This is a genomic window from Streptomyces sp. NPDC056734 (genome assembly GCF_042790455.1).
Classification (GTDB): Bacteria; Actinomycetota; Actinomycetes; order Streptomycetales; family Streptomycetaceae; genus Streptomyces.
Window position 1 is genome coordinate 226,562 of the sequence record NZ_JBHTZD010000010.1, and the last position, 19,612, is coordinate 246,173.

Consider the following 19,612-nt stretch of genomic DNA (forward strand, 5'->3'; position numbering starts at 1 on the left):
CACGGGCGCCGCCCCCGCAGGGTTACGACCCCGCTTCGGACCCCGCCTCGGACCCGGCCTCGGCGCCCCGCTCCTCCAGCATGTCGGCCATCAGATCGATCTCCGACTGCTGCCCCTGCACCATGCCCTCCGCGAGCCGCTTCTCCGCGCCCACCGTGCAGCGCGAGACACAGCCCTCGGCCATGTGGATGCCGCCCTGGTGGTGCTCGGTCATCAGCTGGAGATAGAAGATCTCGGCCTGTACGCCGTTGAGCCGGCCCAGCTCCGCCATCTCCTCGTCGGTGGCCATGCCCGGCATCAGCGCGCCGTCGCCCTCGCTGGGCATGGAGCCCATGTCCATCCAGGTCATCGGCGGGTCCGACGACACCTTCGGCAGCGCCCACAGATCCAGCCAGCCCAGCATCATGCCGCGCTGGTTGGCCTGCGTCTGGGCGATGTCGTACGCGAGCCGGCGCACATCCTCGTCATCGGTGCGGTCCCGCACGATGTACGACATCTCGACCGCCTGCTGATGGTGGACGGCCATGTCCCGCGCGAACCCCGCGTCCGCCGAATCCGCCGTCGGCGCCTCGACCCCCGACCCGTCGTCCCCGGCGACCGCGTAGGTGACCGCCCCGGCCGCCATCAGCGCCGCCGCCACGGTCCCGGCGATCCACCCGGCCTGTGCCCGCGCCATCACGAGGGCCTCATCCCGCCAGCCCGCCCGTGCACGCGGCACCGGGCTCGGGCGTCTGCTCACCCTGGACGAACGTCTCCAGGAACGCGTCGAGGGCCGGGTCGTCCGCGCCGGTCACCGTCCGCTGGTGCCCCCAGGCGCTCAGCATGATCGGCGACGCCTGCTCCTCGTCCGGGCTCATCATCGTGTACGGGGTGCTCTTGACCTTCTCCGCCAGCGCGTCCACATCTTCCTGGGCCGCCTCGCTGGTGTACGTCACCCAGACCGCGCCGTGCTCCAGCGAGTGGACGGCGTTGACGTTCGGGACGGCCTCGGCGTAGACGTCGCCGTTGCAGTTCATCCAGACCTGATTGTGGTCGCCGCCGACCGGGGGCTCCATCGGGTAGGTGACATCCTCGGTGACATGGGTCTGGCTCAGCTCGCCGTCCCACTTCCCGACCCCGTCGGCGTCCACGACGAACGTCCCCGGGCCGCTGGAGTCGGCGGCGGCGCTGGAGGAGTCGTCGGACTGCGATCGCACCAGCACCACGCCGCCGACGACCAGACCGGCGACGACCACCGCGCTCACGGCGATGGTCAGGAACCGGTTGCGCCGCTCACGCGACTGCTCCGCGCGGCGCATCTCCTCTATTCGGGCCTTGCGCGCCGCGCTGTCTCTCTTGTTGGCGGAACCCATGGGGGCTGCCCTTCTGGGAAAATGCGATGGTCGGGTCAGCTGATCGTAGTGGGGCTGGGTGGTCGTCCCGTAGTCAGGGAGCCGGAATGGCCAGATCGACAGCCCGCGGCAACCACCAAAGGCGACAGCCACCAAAAGTCACCAGGCATCACCCCATGCGATCGATGGCCGCATGCCCCCGGTAGGCCATTACAGATACCGACCCGAACAGGCAAGATGGGCAGCAGAGCGCGACACCTGCCGTCCGCGCGGCGTTCAGCCCCGGGTCGGCGGGCCGATCGGGGTCCGCAACGCGCCGGAAACGGTGGTGTGGTGTGATGCTCGGGTGCCCGACCATTTGTTCCCGGCTCTTTCGGGACAGATGGCCTGACCAGCAAGGATGGGGAAGCGGAAGATGGACAAGCAGCAGGAGTTCGTGCTCCGTACGTTGGAGGAGCGCGACATCCGGTTCGTGCGCCTGTGGTTCACCGACGTTCTGGGCTTCCTCAAATCCGTGGCCGTGGCCCCCGCCGAGCTTGAACAGGCGTTTGACGAGGGCATCGGCTTCGACGGCTCCGCGATCGAGGGCTTCGCCCGGGTGTACGAGTCCGACATGATCGCCAAGCCCGACCCCGCCACGTTCCAGGTGCTGCCCTGGCGCGCGGAGACGCCCGGCACGGCCCGGATGTTCTGCGACATCCTGATGCCCGACGGCTCGCCGTCCTTCGCGGACCCGCGCTATGTCCTCAAGCGCGCCCTGGCCCGCGCCTCCGATCTCGGGTTCACCTTCTACACCCACCCGGAGATCGAGTTCTTCCTGCTGAAGCACAAGCCGGTCGACGGCTCGGTGCCCACCCCCGCCGACAATTCCGGCTACTTCGACCACACCCCCACCAATGTCGGCATGGACTTCCGCCGCCAGGCGATCACCATGCTGGAGTCGATGGGCATCTCGGTCGAGTTCTCCCACCACGAGGGCGCCCCCGGCCAGCAGGAGATCGACCTGAGGTACGCCGACGCGCTGTCGACGGCGGACAACGTGATGACGTTCCGGCTGGTGATGAAGCAGGTCGCGCTGGAGCAGAACCTCCAGGCCACCTTCATGCCGAAGCCGTTCTCCGAGCACCCCGGCTCGGGCATGCACACCCACCTCTCCCTCTTCGAGGGCGACCGCAACGCGTTCTACGAGTCCGGCGCCGAGTACCAGCTCTCCAAGGTCGGCCGCTCCTTCATCGCCGGGCTGCTGCGGCACGCCGGGGAGATCTCCGCGGTCACCAACCAGTGGGTGAACTCCTACAAGCGCATCTGGGGCGGCTCCGAGCGCACGGCGGGCGCGGGCGGCGAGGCGCCGTCGTACATCTGCTGGGGCCACAACAACCGCTCCGCGCTGGTCCGGGTCCCGATGTACAAGCCGGGCAAGACCGGCTCCGCCCGCGTGGAGGTGCGCTCGCTGGACGCCGGGGCGAATCCCTACCTCGCCTACGCGGTCCTGCTCGCCGCGGGCCTCAAGGGCATCGAGGAGGGGTACGAGCTTCCCCCCGGCGCCGAGGACGACGTCTGGGCCCTCTCCGACGCCGAACGCCGAGCGATGGGCATCGAGCCCCTCCCCCAGAACCTGGGCGAGGCCCTCTCCTTGATGGAACGAAGCGACCTGGTAGCCGAAACCCTGGGCGAACACGTCTTCGATTTCTTCCTCCGGAACAAGCGCCAGGAATGGTTCGAATACCGCTCAGAGGTAACAGCCTTCGAACTCCGCAAGAACCTGCCGGTCCTGTAGCAGCAGGTCAGCCCCTCGGTGCCGGTGCCGGTGCCGGTGCCGAGGCCCGGGCGGCCGGGGCCAGGGCCGGGGGCCAGGGCCTTTTGGAGTCCGAGGGCCCGGAGGCCCCTTCGGGGCCTCCGCCCCGAGGTTTTCAGGGTCGGGAGGGTCGCAGAGCCGAGCCTCTTCAGGATGACGGGCCCGAGCTTCGTCATTGGCGCCCACCCCCAGGCTTTTAGGGGCGCGGGGAACTGCGCGACCAGCCCCCACCGGGGGAAACCCGCCCCACAACCGACCCCCCCCGAACCTCCCGCGCCCCCAAACCCGGCTAGCCCCGCGCAGCGGCCCGCACGGTGAGCAGCGCATGCAACGGCTCCGCCACCCGCCGCCGATACTCCTGAACAGCCCACCCGTTCCCATCAGGATCCCGGAAGTACATAAACGTCGCCCCATCCTCCGCCGCATACCGAACCGGCTCGGAGATGTCCAGACCACGTCCGGCCAGTTCCACGCGCGCCGCCTCGATGTCGGCCACGCAGAGCTGGAGCCCCTGATAGGACCCCGGCGCGGGCGCGCTCTCGCCCTCGGACAGATTCCAGATGCCCTCACCGAGGGCGATCGAGCACCCGGACCCGGGCGGCGTCAGCTGCACGATCCGCAGGCCCGGCATGACCTCCTGGTCGATGTCCACATGGAAACCGACCTTGTCCCGGTAGAAGTCCCGGGCCCGGTCGATGTCGCTCACAGGCAGGGGGATCACTTCGAGGGTGTACTCCACGGCCGTTCCTCCGGATCGCCGTCGACGGATGGGTCAGTGGACGGATGGGTCAGCCGAACCGCCAGCGGGTCTGGCTGAACGGCTCCCCCTTACCGAAGCCGAAAACCGTCCGCGGCGCCACCGAGAAGACATAGGCATGCCCCGGCCCGTGGTGGAAGGCCCCGTCGGCCACCTCGAAGTGCCAGAACTCGCCGTACTTCGCCTCCCAGGCCGCGGCCAGCTCCCGCAGCCGGTCATCGTCGCTGACCCGGGCCGCCTCACCCTCGTACACCAGGTCATAGCCCTGGTCCCACAGGTTCACGCCCGTGGTCAGGACCACATGCGGATTGGCCGCGAGGTTGCGCGCCTTGCGTTCCTCGGGACCGGTGCAGAAATGCAGCGCACCCCCGGACCAGACCGCGGGCAGCGGCGTCACATGCGGGCGCCCGTCCGGCCGTACCGTCGAGATCCAGAACAGCTCGGCCTCCGCGAGCCGCTTCTCCGTCTCGGCCCAGGGCGGGGCGGTCGCCGCCGGATCGCTGTAGCGGGCGTCCAGGCGGGTCTCGGGTTCCAGTGCGGTCATCGAATGCCTCCAGGCGCGGGTGTCGTCCCCCATGGACGGGGAAGGTCCTCGGACACGGACGGCCCGCCGACCCCGTACACGCAAGACGCATACGCATACGCATACGCAAGACGCATACGCAAGACGCATACGACCGACCGCCGTCCCTACCCCAACAGACTCCGGGCCGCCCGGAAACTCATCGGCGCTTCCCGTGAACGCTCCGGTTAGGCTCTGAGGACGTTGATCCGAACAGGAGGGCGAAATGACGCCGGGGCGCAGGAGCAGCACCTTCACGCGACTGCTGCGGCACGGCTTCACCGACCCCTCCGCCGCCGAGCGGCTGCTGGACGGCCCCGAGCTGGCGCCCGTCCGCGACGACCCGGTCCTGCTGGAGGCGCTCGGCGCCACCGCCGACCCCGATCTCGCGCTGCACGAGCTGGTACGGCTCCTGGAGGCGCAGCCCGGCCCCGCCGGACGCCGCGAGCTGCTGGCCACGCTGATAGCCGCCAAACCCCTGCGCGACCGGCTGCTCGGCGTGCTCGGCGCCTCCCAGGCCCTCGGCGACCATCTCGCCCGGCACCCGGGCGACTGGCGGGAGCTGGTGACGTACGAGCCCCGCGATCTGCACCCGGGCGTGGCGGAGTTCGAGCGCGGCCTCGCCGAGGCCACCGACCCGGTGTCGCTGCGCGTCGCCTACCGGCGCTGTCTGCTGTCCATCGCCGCCCGGGACGTGTGCGGCACCACCGATATCGCCCAGACCGCCGCCGAACTCGCCGACCTGGCCACCGCCACCCTGCGCGCCGCCCTCGCGCTGGCCCGCGCCGCCGCGCCCGAGGACGCCGCGCTGTGCCGGCTCGCGGTGATCGCGATGGGCAAGTGCGGCGGCCACGAGCTGAACTACGTCTCCGACGTCGACGTCATCTTCGTGGGGGAGGGCGTCGAGAGCGCCGCAGGGGCCGACGAGGGCAAGGCGCTGCGCGCCGCGACCAAACTCGCCTCGCACATGATGCGGATCTGCTCCGAGACCACCGTCGAGGGCTCCATCTGGCCGGTGGACGCCAACCTCCGCCCCGAGGGCCGCAACGGCCCCCTCGTGCGCACCCTCAGCAGCCATCTCGTCTACTACCAGCGCTGGGCCAAGACCTGGGAGTTCCAGGCCCTGCTCAAGGCCCGCCCGGTGGCCGGGGACCTCACCCTGGGCGCGGAGTACGTCGACGCGCTCCAGCCGCTGGTGTGGCAGGTCGCCGAGCGCGAGAACTTCGTCACCGATGTGCAGCGGATGCGCCGCCGGGTGGTGGAGAACATCCCCCTGGACGAGGTGGACCGCGAGCTGAAACTCGGCCCCGGCGGTCTGCGGGACGTCGAGTTCGCCGTCCAGCTCCTGCAACTGGTGCACGGCCGCTCCGACACCAGCCTGCGCAGCGGCACCACCCTCGACGCCCTGCGCGCGCTCGCCGCGGGCGGCTACGTCGGCCGCTCGGACGCCGTCCAGCTGGACGAGGCGTACCGCTTCCTGCGCTCCATGGAGCACCGCATCCAGCTCTACCGGCTGCGCCGCACCCACCTCGTCCCCGAGGAGGAGTCCGATCTGCGCCGCATCGGCCGCTCCCTGGGCCTGCGCACCGACCCGGTGGCCGAGCTGAACCGCGAGTGGAAGCGGCACACCGCCGTCGTCCGCCGGCTGCACGAGAAGCTGTTCTACCGGCCGCTGCTCGACGCCGTCGCCCAGCTCGCCCCCGTCGAGGCCCGGCTCAGCCTGGCGGCGGCCCGCGCCCGGCTGGTCGCCCTCGGCTACGCCGACCCGGCCGCCGCCCTGCGCCATCTGGAGGCCCTCGCCTCCGGCGTCACCCGCAAGGCCGCCATCCAGCGCACCCTGCTGCCGGTGCTGCTGGGCTGGTTCGCCGACTCCGCCGACCCGGACGCGGGCCTGCTCAACTTCCGCAAGGTCTCCGACGCGCTCGGCAAGACGCCCTGGTATCTGCGGCTGCTGCGCGACGAGGGCGCGGCGGCGGAGAACCTCGCCCGTGTCCTGTCCGCCGGGCGCCTCGCCCCCGACCTCCTGATGCGCGCCCCCGAGGCGGTCGCCCTGCTCGGCGACGGCGCCGGACTCGCCCCGCGCCCGCGCGCGCATCTGGAACAGGAGATCCTCGCCGCCGTCAGCCGCGCCGCCGACGGCGAACAGGCGGTCACCGTCGCCCGGGGCGTGCGCCGCCGCGAACTGTTCCGTACGTCCGCCGGTGACATCGTCGGCTCCTACGGCACCGAGGCCCAGCCCGCCGAGGCCGACCAGGGCGCCCTGGTGGACCGGGTCGGCGCCGCCGTCTCCGACCTCACGGCCGCCACCGTCGCCGGCACCCTGCGCGCGGTCGTCCGCGACCACTGGGGCGACGAACTCCCCACCCGCTTCGCCGTCATCGGCATGGGCCGCTTCGGCGGCCACGAACTGGGCTACGGCTCCGACGCCGACGTCCTCTTCGTGCACGAGCCGAGGGACGGCGTCGGCGAGGAGGAGGCGGCGAAGGCGGCGGGCAGGGTCGTCTCCGAGATGCGCCGTCTGCTCCAGCTCCCCAGCTCCGACCCGCCCCTGCTGATCGACGCCGACCTGCGCCCGGAGGGCAAGTCCGGCCCGCTGGTGCGCACCCTGAACTCCTACGAGGCGTACTACCGCCGCTGGTCCCTGATCTGGGAGTCGCAGGCCCTGCTACGGGCCGAACCGGTCGCCGGGGACGAGGATCTCGGGCGCCGCTTCATCGCCCTCGTCGACCCCCTGCGCTACCCGAAGGCGGGCCTCACCGAGGACGCCGTGCGCGAGATCAGGCGCCTGAAGGCCCGCATGGAGTCGGAGCGCATGCCGCGTGGCGTCGACCCGAAGCTGCACACCAAACTGGGCCCCGGCGGACTCTCCGACGTCGAGTGGACCGTCCAGCTCCTCCAACTGCGCCACGGCGCCCACCAGCCCGCCCTGCGCACCACCCGCACCCGCGAGGCCCTCGCCGCCGCCCGGGACGCCGCCCTCATCACCCCCGAGGACGCCGCCACCCTGGACGAGTCCTGGGTCCTGGCGACCCGCGTCCGCAACGCCGTGATGCTGGTCCGGGGCCGCGCCGGAGACACCTTCCCCACCGACTCCCGGGAACTGGCCGCCGTGGGCCGCTACCTCGGCTACACCTCGGGCCACGCAGGCGACATGCTCGACGCCTACCGCCGCACGGCCCGCAGGGCAAGAGCGGTAGTGGAAAACATCTTCTACGGAACGGAACACTGAGAGCGCGGCGAGCAAGGGGGCCGCTCTCGGGGGCGCCTGAACCCGCCGCGAGGGCCAACGCCCATCTTTTCAGGGGCGCGGGGCTGTGCTCGATCTGCGGCTCCGCCGCGGGGCGCGACCAGCCACAACGCACCCGCAGCGGCCAAAGCACCGCAACCACACAACCCCTAAACCTGCTTAGGCACCAACCGCCGCTTGGCCGTCGCCCCCGCCACCACCCGAGGCAACCGATAGGGAAGCGCCCCGTACCACACCCGAGCCACCCCGTACCCAAAGCCCAGACACGCCATCCCCCCCACCGCGTCCAGCCAGAAATGATTCGCCGTGGCCACAATCACCACCAGCGTCAGCACCGGGTACAAAAGCCCCAGCACCTTCACCCACGGCACCGAGGCCAACGCGAAAACAGTCAACCCGCACCACACCGACCACCCGATATGCATGGACGGCATCGCGGCGTACTGGTTCGACATGTTCTTCAGATCCCCGGAGGCCATCGACCCCCAGGTCTGATGCACCACCACGGTGTCCACGAACCGGGTGTCGTTCATCAGCCGGGGAGGCGCCAGCGGATACAGGTAGTAACCGAGCAGCGCCACACCGGTCGTCGCGAACAACACCATCCGCGTGGCCGCGTACCGCCCCGGATGCCAGCGGAACAGCCACACCAGAACACCCAGTGTCACCACGAAATGCAGCGTGGCGTAGTAGTAGTTCATTCCGACGATGAGCCAAGAGACGGAGTTCACCGCGTGATTGATGGACTGCTCGACCGCGATCCCGAGCTGATGCTCGGCCCGCCAGATCCAGTCCGCATTGCGCAGCGCCTGTTCCTTCTGCTCCGGGACCGCGTTGCGGATCAGTGAGTACGTCCAGTAACTCACCGCGATCAGCAGGATCTCGAACCACAGCCGGGGCCGCCGGGGAGTGCGCAGCCGCCGCAGGAAGCCCGGCGCGGGCCGGTCCGCGACGGGGTTCGGGGAGACCTCTGCGTGGTCTTCCCTCGTCGTCACGGTCGTCTCGCCCATGGACACAGAGTCTGCCAGAAAAGACATCCTCGTCCGATCATCCCCTGGTCGGGTTCGGGTCGCACCCGCTACTCCCTGCGGACGAGGTTCCCCCTGATCAGCGCCTACGGGATCGCCCTGATCAGGCCCGCGCGCGCTCCCCGGGAGCCGAGGCCGTCGACCCCCGCACCACCAGCTCCGGCATGAACACGAACTCACTGTGGGGCGCGGGTGTCCCGCCGATCTCCTCCAGCAGCGTACGCACCGCGGCCTGTCCCATCGCCGGGACCGGCTTGCGGACCGTGGTGAGCGGCGGGTCGGTGAACGCGATCAGCGGCGAGTCGTCGAACCCGACCACCGAGATGTCCGTCGGCACCTCCAGACCGCGCTGCCGCGCCGCCCGGATCGCGCCCAGCGCCATCATGTCGCTGGCGCACACCACGGCCGTGCAGTCCCGCTCGATGAGCGCGGCGGCCGCCGCCTGCCCGCCCTCCAGCGTGTACAGCGAGTGCTGGATCAGCTCGGCCTCGATGGCCGGAGCGGGCAGCCCCAACTGGTCGCGCACCGCCCGCACGAAGCCCTCGATCTTGCGCTGCACCGGCACGAACCGCTTCGGCCCGAGCGCCAGCCCGATCCGGGTGTGCCCCAGCGAGACGAGATGGGTCACCGCCAGCGTCATCGCCGCCCGGTCGTCGGGCGAGATGAACGGCGCCTGCACCTTGGGCGAGAAGCCGTCCACCAGCACGTAGGGCACGCCCTGCGCGCGCAGCTGCTCGTAGCGCTGCATGTCGGCGGTGGTGTCGGCGTGCAGCCCGGAGACATAGATGATCCCGGCGACCCCGCGGTCCACCAGCATCTCGGTCAGCTCGTCCTCCGTGGAGCCGCCCGGGGTCTGGGTGGCGAGCACCGGGGTGTAGCCCTGCCGGGTCAGCGCCTGCCCGATGACCTGGGCCAGCGCCGGGAAGATGGGGTTCTCCAGCTCGGGGGTGATCAGGCCCACCAGTCCGGCGCTGCGCTGCCGCAGCCGTACCGGGCGCTCGTAGCCGAGCACGTCCAGCGCGGCGAGCACGGATTGGCGGGTGGTGGCGGCGACGCCCGGCTTGCCGTTGAGGACCCGGCTGACGGTCGCCTCGCTCACCCCCGCCTGCGCGGCGATGTCCGCGAGCCGTGTGGTCACGGCACCGGACTGTACCGGCCGTATGCCGCCCTGGGCCCCCATCGGACGCCGGGCGCGGGCGGTCGCGCGTCCGGGGGAGGGTTGCTGCGGCATGGCGTCCCCTTGAGGTGGTGATCGGGCATCGAGTGAAACGTCTGGCAAGACCTTGCAGAGTCTTGCACAACACCGTATGTCCCCGCCCGTTCCTGGCCCCAGCGGGTCTCATGGCGGGCAGAGGGAGGTCACGCGAGGATAACTTCAGTGGTGTCTTGCGGTCTTTTTCTGCAAGGTCTTTCGCAACGCTTACATCGCTGTTACGTTCACGTCGCCCGGCGGCAGCAACGACGCAGTCGGTAAGTCGACAGGAGTGGTGGACGGGACCGCCTCCTGTAGCTACCCGGGCATTCACCCTCAAGGAGAACTCATGCGGCGTGGCATAGCGGCCACCGCGCTGGTGGCCTCCCTCGCCCTCGCGGCGACGGCCTGCGGCGGAAGCGACAGCGGAGACTCGGCGGACGGCCCGGTCACCATCACCTGGTGGGACACCTCGAACGCCACCAACGAGGCGCCCACGTACCAGGCCCTGGTCAAGGAGTTCGAGGCCGCCCACCAGGACATCAAGGTCGACTACGTCAACGTCCCCTTCGACCAGGCGCAGAACAAGTTCGACACCGCCGCCGGTTCCCAGGGCGCCCCCGATGTGCTGCGCTCCGAGGTCGGCTGGACCCCCGCCTTCGCCAAGAAGGGCTTCTTCCTGCCGCTGGACGGCACCGAGGCCCTCGCCGACCAGGACCAGTTCCAGCCCAGCCTGATCGAGCAGGCCACCTACGAGGACAAGGTCTACGGCGTCCCCTTCACCACGGACACCCTCGCCCTCGTCTACAACAAGGAACTGTTCGAGCAGGCCGGCGTCGAGGCCCCCACCACCTGGGACGAGCTGAAGACGGCCGCCGCCACCATCAAGGACGAGACCGGCGTCGACGGCTACTGGGGCTCCACCCAGGCTTACTACGCCCAGTCCTTCCTCTACGGCGAGGGCGCCGACACCGTCGACGCCGAGGCCCAGAAGATCACCGTCACCTCGCCCGAGGCCAAGAAGGGCTACGAGACCTGGCAGGGCCTCTTCGACGGCAAGGGCCTGCACAAGGCCGACACCACCGCCGACGCCTACGCCCACATCCAGGACGCGTTCGTGAGCGGCGAGGTCGCCTCGATCATCCAGGGCCCCTGGGAGATCACCAACTTCTACAAGGGCTCCGCGTTCGCCGACAAGAACAACCTCGGCATCGCCACCGTCCCGGCCGGCTCCTCCGGCGCGGCGGGCGCCCCGACCGGCGGCCACAACCTCTCCGTGTACGCCGGCTCCGACGCCGCCCACCAGGAAGCGGCCCTGAAGTTCGTGAACTTCATGACCTCGGCGACCGCGCAGGAGACCATCGCGCTGAAGAACTCCACACTCCCCACCCGTGACGACGCCTACACCGACGAGGTCAAGGCCGACCCGGGCATCGCCGGCTACCAGGGCGTCCTCGCCGCCGCCCAGCCGCGCCCGGCGCTGCCCGAGTACAGCTCCCTGTGGGGCCCGCTGGACGACGAGCTGCTCGCCGTGGCCGGTGGGGACAAGTCCCTGGACGAGGGGCTGGACAGCGCCGAGACCGCCATCGCCAAGCTGGTCCCGGACTTCAGCAAGTGACCCCCGGTGGCCGCCGGACGCCCCTTCGGGGAGGCACCGGCGGCCACCGCCCGCGCGCCGCTGACCCCGCCCGCGGGGCCGGGCTCCCCCCTGATCTTCCAGAAGGTGCCGCACCATGACAGTCGCCATCGACCGAGCCACCGGCAAGCGGCTCGGTGACCGCCCACCCCGGCCAGGACCGGCCGGGCGCCTGCGGCGCAGCTACCAGAAGTACTGGTACGCCTACGCGATGATCGCCCCGGTGATCGTCGTGCTGGGCGTTCTCGTGCTGTATCCGCTCGCGTACGGCTTCTATCTCACCCTCACCGACGCCAACAGCCTCAACACCGGCCGCACCATCGGCGTCAACGAGATCGAGGCGACGTACCAGTTCATCGGGTTCGACAACTACGCCGACATCCTGTGGGGCGAGACCGCCTACGACCGCTTCTGGTCCCACTTCGTCTGGACCATCGTCTGGACGGCCGCCTGTGTCTTCCTGCACTACACCATCGGTCTCGGCCTCGCCCTGCTGCTCGACCAGAAGCTGCGCGGGCGCACCCTGTACCGGCTGCTGATGGTGCTGCCCTGGGCGGTGCCGACCTTCGTCACCGTCTTCGGCTGGCGGTTCATGCTCGCCGACGGCGGCATCATCAACCTGGGCCTGGACAGCCTGGGCCTGCCCAGCCCGGCCTGGCTGGAGGACAGCTTCTGGCAGCGGTCCGCCGCCATCATGGTCAACACCTGGTGCGGCGTCCCGTTCATGATGGTCTCCCTGCTCGGCGGCCTCCAGTCCATCGACAACACCCTGTACGAGGCGGCCGAGATGGACGGCGCGAGCGCCTGGCAGCGGTTCTGGTACGTGACTCTGCCCGGCCTGCGCTCGGTCAGCTCCACCGTCGTCCTGCTCGGGGTGATCTGGACGTTCAACCAGTTCGCGGTGATCTTCCTGCTGTTCGGCAACACCGCCCCGGACGCGCAGATCCTCGTCACCTGGGCCTATCAGCTCGGCTTCGGGCAGCAGCCGCGCGACTTCGCGCAGTCCGCCGCCTACGGGATGCTGCTGCTGGCCATCCTGATCGTCTTCACCTCCGTCTACCGCCGCTGGCTGAACCGCAATGACCAGCAGCTCGCGATCTGAGGCAGGAGCCACCATGAGCACCCCGACCGTCCAGAAGTCCGCCGGAGCGAACCCGGCCCCCGCTCCCGCCCCCGCGCGCCCCACCTCCCGCCGCCGCGGCGAGCCCGGCCCCCTCCAGGCCCTCGCCTCGCACGGCGTGCTGATCGCGGCCAGCCTCATCGCGCTGTTCCCGATCGCCTGGCTGGTCTTCCTGTCGCTGGGCCCCGACGCGGACGACTATCTCCACCCCGGCGGCATCTGGTCGAAGATGACCCTCGCCAACTACAGCCATGTCCTGACGGAGACCAACTTCTTCGACTGGCTGAAGAGTTCGCTGATCGTCTCCCTCGGCACCACCCTGATCGGCGTGATCATCGCCGCCAGCACCGGCTACGCGGTGTCCCGGATGCGCTTCCCCGGCTACCGCAAGTTCATGTGGGTGCTGCTGGTCACCCAGATGTTCCCGGTCGCCGTCCTCATGGTGCCGATGTACCAGCTGCTGTCCGAACTCCAGCTGATCGACACCTACCTCGGCCTCATCCTGGTGTACTGCTCGACCGCCGTGCCGTACTGCGCCTGGCTGATGAAGGGGTACTTCGACACCATTCCCTTCGAGATCGACGAGGCCGGGCGCGTCGACGGGCTCTCGCCCTTCGGCACCTTCCTGCGCCTGGTCCTGCCGCTGGCCCGGCCCGGACTCGCGGTCGCCGCGTTCTACAGCTTCATCACCGCGTTCGGCGAGGTCGCCTTCGCCACGACCTTCCTGCTGGACGACGAGAAGTACACGTTCGCCGTGGGGTTGCAGAGCTTCGTCAGCGAGCACGACGCCCAGCGCAACCTGATGGCGGCGACGGCCGTGCTGATCGCGATCCCGGTGTCCGCGTTCTTCTACTTCGTACAGAAGAACCTGGTCACGGGGCTCACGTCCGGCGGCACCAAGGGGTGACGCCGTCGACGCTCACCGTCGTATCCGTCGTATCCGTCGTATCCGTTGAATCCGTCACGCATCAAGGAAGCCATGACCCAGCATTCCTCAGCGCCGCACGCCGTCGTCGCCACCGCCGCCCAGCACCGGGACTGGTGGCGGGACGCGGTGATCTACCAGGTCTATCCGCGCAGCTTCGCCGACAGCAACGGCGACGGCATGGGTGATCTGGAAGGCGTACGGTCCCGTCTGCCGTATCTGCGCGACCTCGGCGTGGACGCGGTGTGGCTCAGCCCCTTCTACTCCTCGCCGCAGGCCGACGCCGGGTACGACGTCGCCGACTACCGGGCCGTCGACCCGATGTTCGGCTCGCTGCTGGACGCGGACGCCCTGATCCGCGACGCGCATGCGCACGGTCTGCGGATCATCGTCGACCTGGTGCCCAACCACTCCTCCGACCAGCACGAGTGGTTCAAGCGGGCGCTCGCCGAAGGGCCCGGCTCGCCGTCGCGCGACCGCTACCACTTCCGCCCCGGCCAGGGCGCGGACGGCGAACTGCCGCCCAACGACTGGGAGTCCATCTTCGGCGGCCCGGCCTGGACGCGGGTGCCCGACGGCGACTGGTACCTGCACCTCTTCGCGCCCGAGCAGCCCGACTTCAACTGGGAGCACCCGGCGGTCGGCGACGAGTTCCGCTCGATCCTGCGGTTCTGGCTGGACATGGGCGTCGACGGTTTCCGGATCGATGTGGCCCACGGCCTGGTGAAGGCGCAGGGCCTGCCCGACCTTGGATCCCACAGCCAGCTGACGCTGCTGGGCAACGACGTCATGCCGTTCTTCGACCAGGACGGCGTGCACGACATCTACCGGCAGTGGCGGATCGTCCTCGACGAGTACGCCGGGGAACGCATCTTCGTGGCGGAGGCGTGGACCCCGACCGTCGAGCGCACCGCGAACTACGTCCGCCCGGACGAACTCCACCAGGCGTTCAACTTCCAGTACCTGAGCACGGCTTGGGACGCCGCGGAACTCCGTACGGTCATCGACGCGACCCTCGCGGCCATGCGCCCGGTCGGCGCCCCGGCCACCTGGGTGCTCTCCAACCACGATGTCACCCGGCACGCCACCCGGTTCGCCAACCCGCCCGGCCTCGGCACCCAGATCCGTACGGCCGGTGACCGCGACCTGGGCCTGAGAAGGGCCCGCGCCGCCACCCTGCTGATGCTCGCGCTGCCCGGCTCGGCCTACGTCTACCAGGGCGAGGAACTGGGCCTGCCGGACGTCGTGGACCTGCCCGACGAAGTGCGCCAGGACCCGGCGTACTTCCGGGGCGCGGGCCAGGACGGCTTCCGGGACGGCTGCCGGGTACCGATCCCCTGGACCCGCACCGGATCGGCGTACGGCTTCGGCGGCGGGAGCAGCTGGCTGCCGCAGCCGCAGGGGTGGGGCGAGCTGAGCGTGGAGGCGCAGAGCGGGGTCGCGGGCTCGACGCTGGAGCTGTACCGCGAGGCCCTCGCCGTGCGCCGGGCCCGGCGCGACCTGGGCGCGGGTGACGCCGTGGAGTGGCTGCGGGCGCCGGAGGGCGTGCTGGCCTTCCGGCGCGGCGAGTTCGTGTGCGTCGCGAACACCACGGGGGAGTCGGTGACCGTGCCGGCCTACGGGCCGCTGCTGCTCACCAGCGGTGAGGTGGGCGAGGCGGACGGCGAGACGAAGGTGCCGGGCGACACCACGGTGTGGTTCACCACGGCTCGGTAATTCCGTCCCTCAACTTTCGTCGGCCCGCTGCCCTTTTGGGCGGCGGGCCTCTACCATCGCCCCACTGCAAGAAATTTTGACGACTTGCAGCAAGACCCTTCAACGATGAAGGAACCCCCACATGGCCAGCAGAATCGTTTCCGGCGCGCTGGTGCTCGCGGCGGCCGGAGTCTTCCTCGCACCCGGTACGGCGAACGCCTCCCCGCCCGGCACCAAGGACGTCACCGCCGTCCTCTTCGAGTGGACATTCGCCTCGGTCGCCACCGAGTGCACCAGCCGCCTGGGCCCCGCGGGCTACGGCTACGTCCAGGTCTCCCCGCCCGCCGAGCACATAACCGGCGCTCAGTGGTGGACGTCGTACCAGCCCGTCAGCTACAAGATCGCCGGGCGGCTCGGTGACCGCACCGCGTTCCAGAACATGGTGAACACCTGTCACGCGGCCGGAGTGAAGGTCGTGGTGGACACGGTGATCAACCACATGTCGGCGGGCAGCGGCACCGGCACCGGCGGCTCGACGTACACCAAGTACAACTACCCCGGCCTGTACGCGTCGGCCGACTTCGACAACTGCACCGCGCAGATCACCAACTACCAGGACCGCTGGAACGTCCAGCAGTGCGAGCTGCTCGGCCTGGCCGACCTGGACACCGGCGAGGAGAACGTCCGCGCCGACATCGCCGCCTACCTGAACGACCTGCTGTCCCTCGGCGTCGACGGCTTCCGGATCGACGCCGCCAAGCACATACCGGCCGCCGACCTCGCGAACATCAAGTCCCGGCTGACCAACCCGGCGGTGTACTGGAAGCAGGAGGTCATCCACGGCGCCGGGGAGGCCGTCCAGCCGACCGAGTACACCGGGAACGGGGACGTCCAGGAGTTCCGCTACGCGTACGACCTCAAGCGGGTCTTCAACAGCGAGAGCCTCGCCTATCTGAAGAACTACGGCGAGGGCTGGGGCTATATGAGCAGCGGGGTGTCGGGCGTCTTCGTCGACAACCACGACACCGAGCGCAACGGCTCCACCCTCAGCTACAAGGACGGCGCGAACTACACCCTCGCCCATGTCTTCATGCTGGCCTGGCCGTACGGCGCCCCCGACATCAACTCCGGCTACGAGTTCACGAACGTCGACACCGGGCCGCCCAGCGGCGGTCAGGTCAGCGCCTGCTATCAGGACGGCTGGAAGTGCCAGCACGCCTGGCCGGAGATCCAGCGCATGGTCGCCTTCCGCAACGCCACGCGCGGCGAGGCCGTCACCAACTGGTGGGACAACGGCGCCGACGCCATCGCCTTCGGCCGGGGCGCCAAGGGATTCGTGGCCATCAACCATGAATCCACCGCCCTCACCCGCACCTATCAGACCTCACTCCCGGCCGGTACGTACTGCAATGTGCAGAACAATACGACGGTGACGGTGAATGCGTCCGGTCAGCTCACGGCGACGCTCGCTTCGAATACCGCACTTTCTGTTTATGCGGGAAAGGGCAGTTGCTGATTCGGTTCTCCGATCCGGACCGGGTGCGCGGAAAAAGCCGTGTGAACCCGTGGATCCGTAAACCCGTGAACCCATGCGACTCATGGTTGCAGTATTCAACCAACTCGGCCAACTGCAACCGGCTCCCCGACTCCTGTGATTTTATCGAAAGCGCCGGTGCGCTCCCGCCTTTACCCGGTCTTGGTTTCCGGGGTGGTTTTCCGGTGTGATCGTTTAGGTAAGTCGGGGAGGTCGCCGGCAGGGGAGTCGTATGTCCGAAGTATGTGTTCACCCGTTCGAAATCGCTCACTCCGTGAGGCCGTCGGCGCACACGGACCGAAAGCGGGCGCGAGCATGACCGGTCTGAAAGCCAGTTGCGCACCCCCCGCGCCCGTCACCGGCCCGATCGCCATCCGGGCCACGGCCGTCGCCCGCGAGGTCGCCCGCCGGCTCGCCGACCCGGCCACGGTCCGCCGTACCACGGACGCCTCCTGCGGCCCCGACGGCTGGTCGCCCGGTTCGCTCGGTGACGGTCACGCCGGGATCGCCCTGCTGTACACGGGCAACGCCCCGGCGTGCGACGCCCGCAGCACCGCGCACGCCCACCTGCTGGCCGCCGCCCGGCACCGCACGGGGACGGACGGGGGCCTGTTCACCGGGGACACCGGCATCGCCTTCGCCGCCCTGGTGGCGTCCCACGGCGGGAACGCCTACCGGGCCCTGCGCCAGACCCTCGACGAAACGGCCGTCCGCGCGGTGGCCGCCCTGACGGTGGCCGCGCGCAGCCGCCGGGAGGTGAGCGGATCGGACCTGGCCTCCGGCCTCACCGGCCTGGGCCGCCACCTCCTCGCGGCCGGCCGCCACGACGCCGTACGCCACATCCTGACCACCCTGATCGACGTGGCCCGCCCGCACCGGGTGCACGGCCGCCGGGTCCCCGGCTGGTGGATCGCGGGCCCACCCACGTGGGACGCCCCGCAACACCCCGCCACCCGGGGCCACTTCAACTTGGGCCTGGCCCACGGAGTGTCCGGCCAACTGGCGCTCCTGGCCGCCGCCACCCGAGCCGAGGTGACCGTGCCGGACCAGTACCGCACGGCCACGACCATCGCCGAGTGGCTCATCGACCAGCTCCGCTACGACGAGCAGGGCCCGCGCTGGCCCGCCTACCTCCCCTTCACCACGGGTGAGGACATCGGCCCCGCCCGAGCCGCCTGGTGCTACGGCACGCCGGGCGTGGCCCGCGCTCTCCACCTCGCCGGACGCGCCTTCGACCGACCCGACTGGTCCGCCCTGGCGCTGGCCGCCCTGCGCGCGCTGCTCACCCGCCCGCCCGCCGACTGGCTGATCGGCGACGCCTCCCTGTGCCACGGCGCCGCGGGCCTGCTCCGCATCACCCACCGCATGGCCCAGGACACGGCGGATACGGCCCTGACGGCAGCCCTCTCACCCCTGACCGAACGGGTCCTGGCCCACTACGCCCCCGAGGCCCCGTTCGGCTTCCGCCACACCGACCCGAACGGCACGACCGTCGAGAACCGCCCCGGCTTCCTGGAGGGCGCGGCGGGAGTGGCACTGACCTTGACGGCCGTCACCACCCCTCCGCCCTCGGACCCCACCCCCTGGGACACCTGCCTGGCCCTGGTATGAGCCGTTACGCCCGTATCGGCACCCCTCATGGCAGGGTGACCCCATGCCCGTCACCGCCGTCCGCCCCGCCACTGCCTTCGAGGACGTCCGCACCCTGGTGGGCCCGAAGTCCCCGACCGCCACTGTCTGCTGGTGCCTGAGCTATCGCATCCCCTCCAAGCTCAACCAGCAGCTACGGGGCCCGGCCCGAGGCGAGTACGTCGCCGACCTGTGCCGCCAGGACCCACCCCCCGGAGTCCTGGCCTACGACGGCGACGAACCCGTCGGCTGGGCGGCGGTGGCCCCCCGCACGGCCACCGCCTTCGCCCGCAACCGCAAGATCCCCCACGTGGACGACCTCCCGGTCTGGTCCCTGTGGTGCCTCAGAGTCCGCCCCGGCCACCGCAAACAGGGCGTCTCCCACCACCTGATCACCGGCGCGATCGCCTTCGCCCGAGAGCGGGGCGCCCCGGCGATCGAGGCGTACCCCCTGGACAACGGCGACGCGAGGGTCGACCTCACGATGGCCTACCCGGGCCTGCGCAAGAACTTCGAGCGGGCGGGGTTCGTGCACGCGGCGGACACGACGTCGGTGCTGTCGGGGCATCGGAGGGTGCTTATGCGGCTGGACCTGCGATGAGACCGGGTCAGGGGCGGTGGCGGACGGGCCGGTCGGCCAGATAGCGGTGGATCCCGGTGCGGATGAACGGGGGGATCGTGAGGGCGCCGAGCCGCTCGGGGGCGAAGAACTGAAGCCTGACGCCCTCCGCGAGCGGCAGCCGGGCCGCGTCGCCGTCCCAGTCGGCGGCGAAGAAGGTGATCAGCTGGCCCGAGCCACACTCGTCCCGAATCTCGAACAACTCGGCCAGGTGCCCGACGTCAAGCCCCGCTTCCTCGTACAGCTCACGGACGATCGCGTCGGCCGGGGCCTCGCCGGGGTCGCAGCCACCCCCGAGGACGGACCAGTGGTTCGGCCAGGCGATGACGCCGGGCAGATCGTCGCGGAGGTGGAGAAGGAGTTCACCCTGGCGGTTGGCGATGACGGCGACGGCTCCGCGGGCGGTGGGGGTGTCCTGGTGCATTCGGACACGGTAGTGGGGCGGTTGGCAGGGGCAGCCCCTTGCTGTGGGTCGGCCGCAGTACGGCCGGAAAGGGAGAGCAGCGCGGTCCTTGAGGCGCTGAAGACTGTTCAGGTCTCCG

Annotated in this window: 16 protein-coding genes; 9 read left to right on the forward strand and 7 right to left on the reverse strand. The window is 70.3% G+C overall.

The genetic code is table 11. The features are described from left to right. Nucleotides 1-22 precede the first annotated feature (22 nt). Nucleotides 23-676, reverse strand: coding sequence for a DUF305 domain-containing protein (locus tag ACFRFC_RS17750; protein ID WP_382686262.1), 654 nt, complete (start codon nt 674-676; stop codon nt 23-25). 10 nt (nt 677-686) lie between these two features. Further along, a complete protein-coding gene (locus ACFRFC_RS17755) occupies nt 687-1,352 on the reverse strand; it encodes a DUF3105 domain-containing protein (RefSeq protein ID WP_382686264.1) in 666 nt (221 codons plus the stop codon). Nucleotides 1,353-1,746: 394 nt separating this feature from the next. Here ACFRFC_RS17755 and ACFRFC_RS17760 point away from each other — a divergent pair, with 394 nt between their 5' ends. Next, nucleotides 1,747-3,108, forward strand: a complete 1,362-nt coding sequence (locus tag ACFRFC_RS17760; protein ID WP_382686267.1) for a glutamine synthetase family protein — start codon at nt 1,747-1,749, stop codon at nt 3,106-3,108. A gap of 307 nt (nt 3,109-3,415) precedes the next feature. Here ACFRFC_RS17760 and ACFRFC_RS17765 read toward each other — a convergent pair whose 3' ends face one another. After that, nucleotides 3,416-3,865, reverse strand: a complete 450-nt coding sequence (locus tag ACFRFC_RS17765; RefSeq protein ID WP_382686270.1) for a VOC family protein — start codon at nt 3,863-3,865, stop codon at nt 3,416-3,418. A gap of 49 nt (nt 3,866-3,914) precedes the next feature. Next, complete coding sequence (locus ACFRFC_RS17770; RefSeq protein ID WP_382686273.1) at nt 3,915-4,427, reverse strand: pyridoxamine 5'-phosphate oxidase family protein; 513 nt, start codon at nt 4,425-4,427, stop codon at nt 3,915-3,917. Between the two features lie 244 nt (nt 4,428-4,671). On the opposite strand from ACFRFC_RS17770, the gene ACFRFC_RS17775 reads away from it, so the two are divergent. Continuing rightward, a complete protein-coding gene (locus tag ACFRFC_RS17775; protein ID WP_382686275.1) occupies nt 4,672-7,674 on the forward strand; it encodes a bifunctional [glutamine synthetase] adenylyltransferase/[glutamine synthetase]-adenylyl-L-tyrosine phosphorylase in 3,003 nt (1,000 codons plus the stop codon). Between the two features lie 167 nt (nt 7,675-7,841). On the opposite strand, the gene ACFRFC_RS17780 is transcribed toward ACFRFC_RS17775, so the two are convergent. Both ACFRFC_RS17780 and ACFRFC_RS17785 read right to left on the reverse strand, forming a co-directional pair. Then, nucleotides 7,842-8,702 carry a phosphatase PAP2 family protein gene (locus ACFRFC_RS17780; RefSeq protein WP_382686278.1) on the reverse strand — a complete coding sequence of 287 codons (861 nt, stop codon included), beginning with the start codon at nt 8,700-8,702 and terminating at the stop codon, nt 7,842-7,844. A gap of 121 nt (nt 8,703-8,823) precedes the next feature. Then, the gene (locus ACFRFC_RS17785; protein WP_382686281.1) at nt 8,824-9,858 is read right to left on the reverse strand and encodes a LacI family DNA-binding transcriptional regulator; all 1,035 of its coding nucleotides are present in this window, start codon (nt 9,856-9,858) and stop codon (nt 8,824-8,826) included. 403 nt (nt 9,859-10,261) lie between these two features. Between ACFRFC_RS17785 and ACFRFC_RS17790 the strand changes: the two genes are divergently transcribed. From ACFRFC_RS17790 to ACFRFC_RS17820, 7 genes are all read left to right on the forward strand, one after another. Next, nucleotides 10,262-11,530, forward strand: a complete 1,269-nt coding sequence (locus ACFRFC_RS17790; RefSeq protein ID WP_382686283.1) for an extracellular solute-binding protein — start codon at nt 10,262-10,264, stop codon at nt 11,528-11,530. A 115-nt stretch (nt 11,531-11,645) separates the two neighbouring features. Continuing rightward, nucleotides 11,646-12,650 carry a carbohydrate ABC transporter permease gene (locus tag ACFRFC_RS17795; protein ID WP_382686286.1) on the forward strand — a complete coding sequence of 335 codons (1,005 nt, stop codon included), beginning with the start codon at nt 11,646-11,648 and terminating at the stop codon, nt 12,648-12,650. Nucleotides 12,651-12,663: 13 nt separating this feature from the next. After that, a complete protein-coding gene (locus tag ACFRFC_RS17800; protein WP_382686289.1) occupies nt 12,664-13,575 on the forward strand; it encodes a sugar ABC transporter permease in 912 nt (303 codons plus the stop codon). A 72-nt stretch (nt 13,576-13,647) separates the two neighbouring features. Continuing rightward, the gene (locus tag ACFRFC_RS17805) at nt 13,648-15,309 is read left to right on the forward strand and encodes a glycoside hydrolase family 13 protein (protein ID WP_382686292.1); all 1,662 of its coding nucleotides are present in this window, start codon (nt 13,648-13,650) and stop codon (nt 15,307-15,309) included. 121 nt (nt 15,310-15,430) lie between these two features. Continuing rightward, nucleotides 15,431-16,804, forward strand: coding sequence for an alpha-amylase family protein (locus ACFRFC_RS17810; RefSeq protein WP_382686294.1), 1,374 nt, complete (start codon nt 15,431-15,433; stop codon nt 16,802-16,804). Between the two features lie 333 nt (nt 16,805-17,137). Continuing rightward, complete coding sequence (locus tag ACFRFC_RS17815) at nt 17,138-18,433, forward strand: lanthionine synthetase C family protein (RefSeq protein ID WP_382686297.1); 1,296 nt, start codon at nt 17,138-17,140, stop codon at nt 18,431-18,433. Between the two features lie 43 nt (nt 18,434-18,476). Continuing rightward, nucleotides 18,477-19,052: a GNAT family N-acetyltransferase gene (locus ACFRFC_RS17820; RefSeq protein ID WP_382686300.1), complete on the forward strand. Its 576-nt coding sequence runs from the start codon at nt 18,477-18,479 to the stop codon at nt 19,050-19,052. Between the two features lie 7 nt (nt 19,053-19,059). On the opposite strand, the gene ACFRFC_RS17825 is transcribed toward ACFRFC_RS17820, so the two are convergent. Further along, the gene (locus ACFRFC_RS17825) at nt 19,060-19,494 is read right to left on the reverse strand and encodes an NUDIX domain-containing protein (protein WP_382686302.1); all 435 of its coding nucleotides are present in this window, start codon (nt 19,492-19,494) and stop codon (nt 19,060-19,062) included. Nucleotides 19,495-19,612 lie beyond the last annotated feature (118 nt).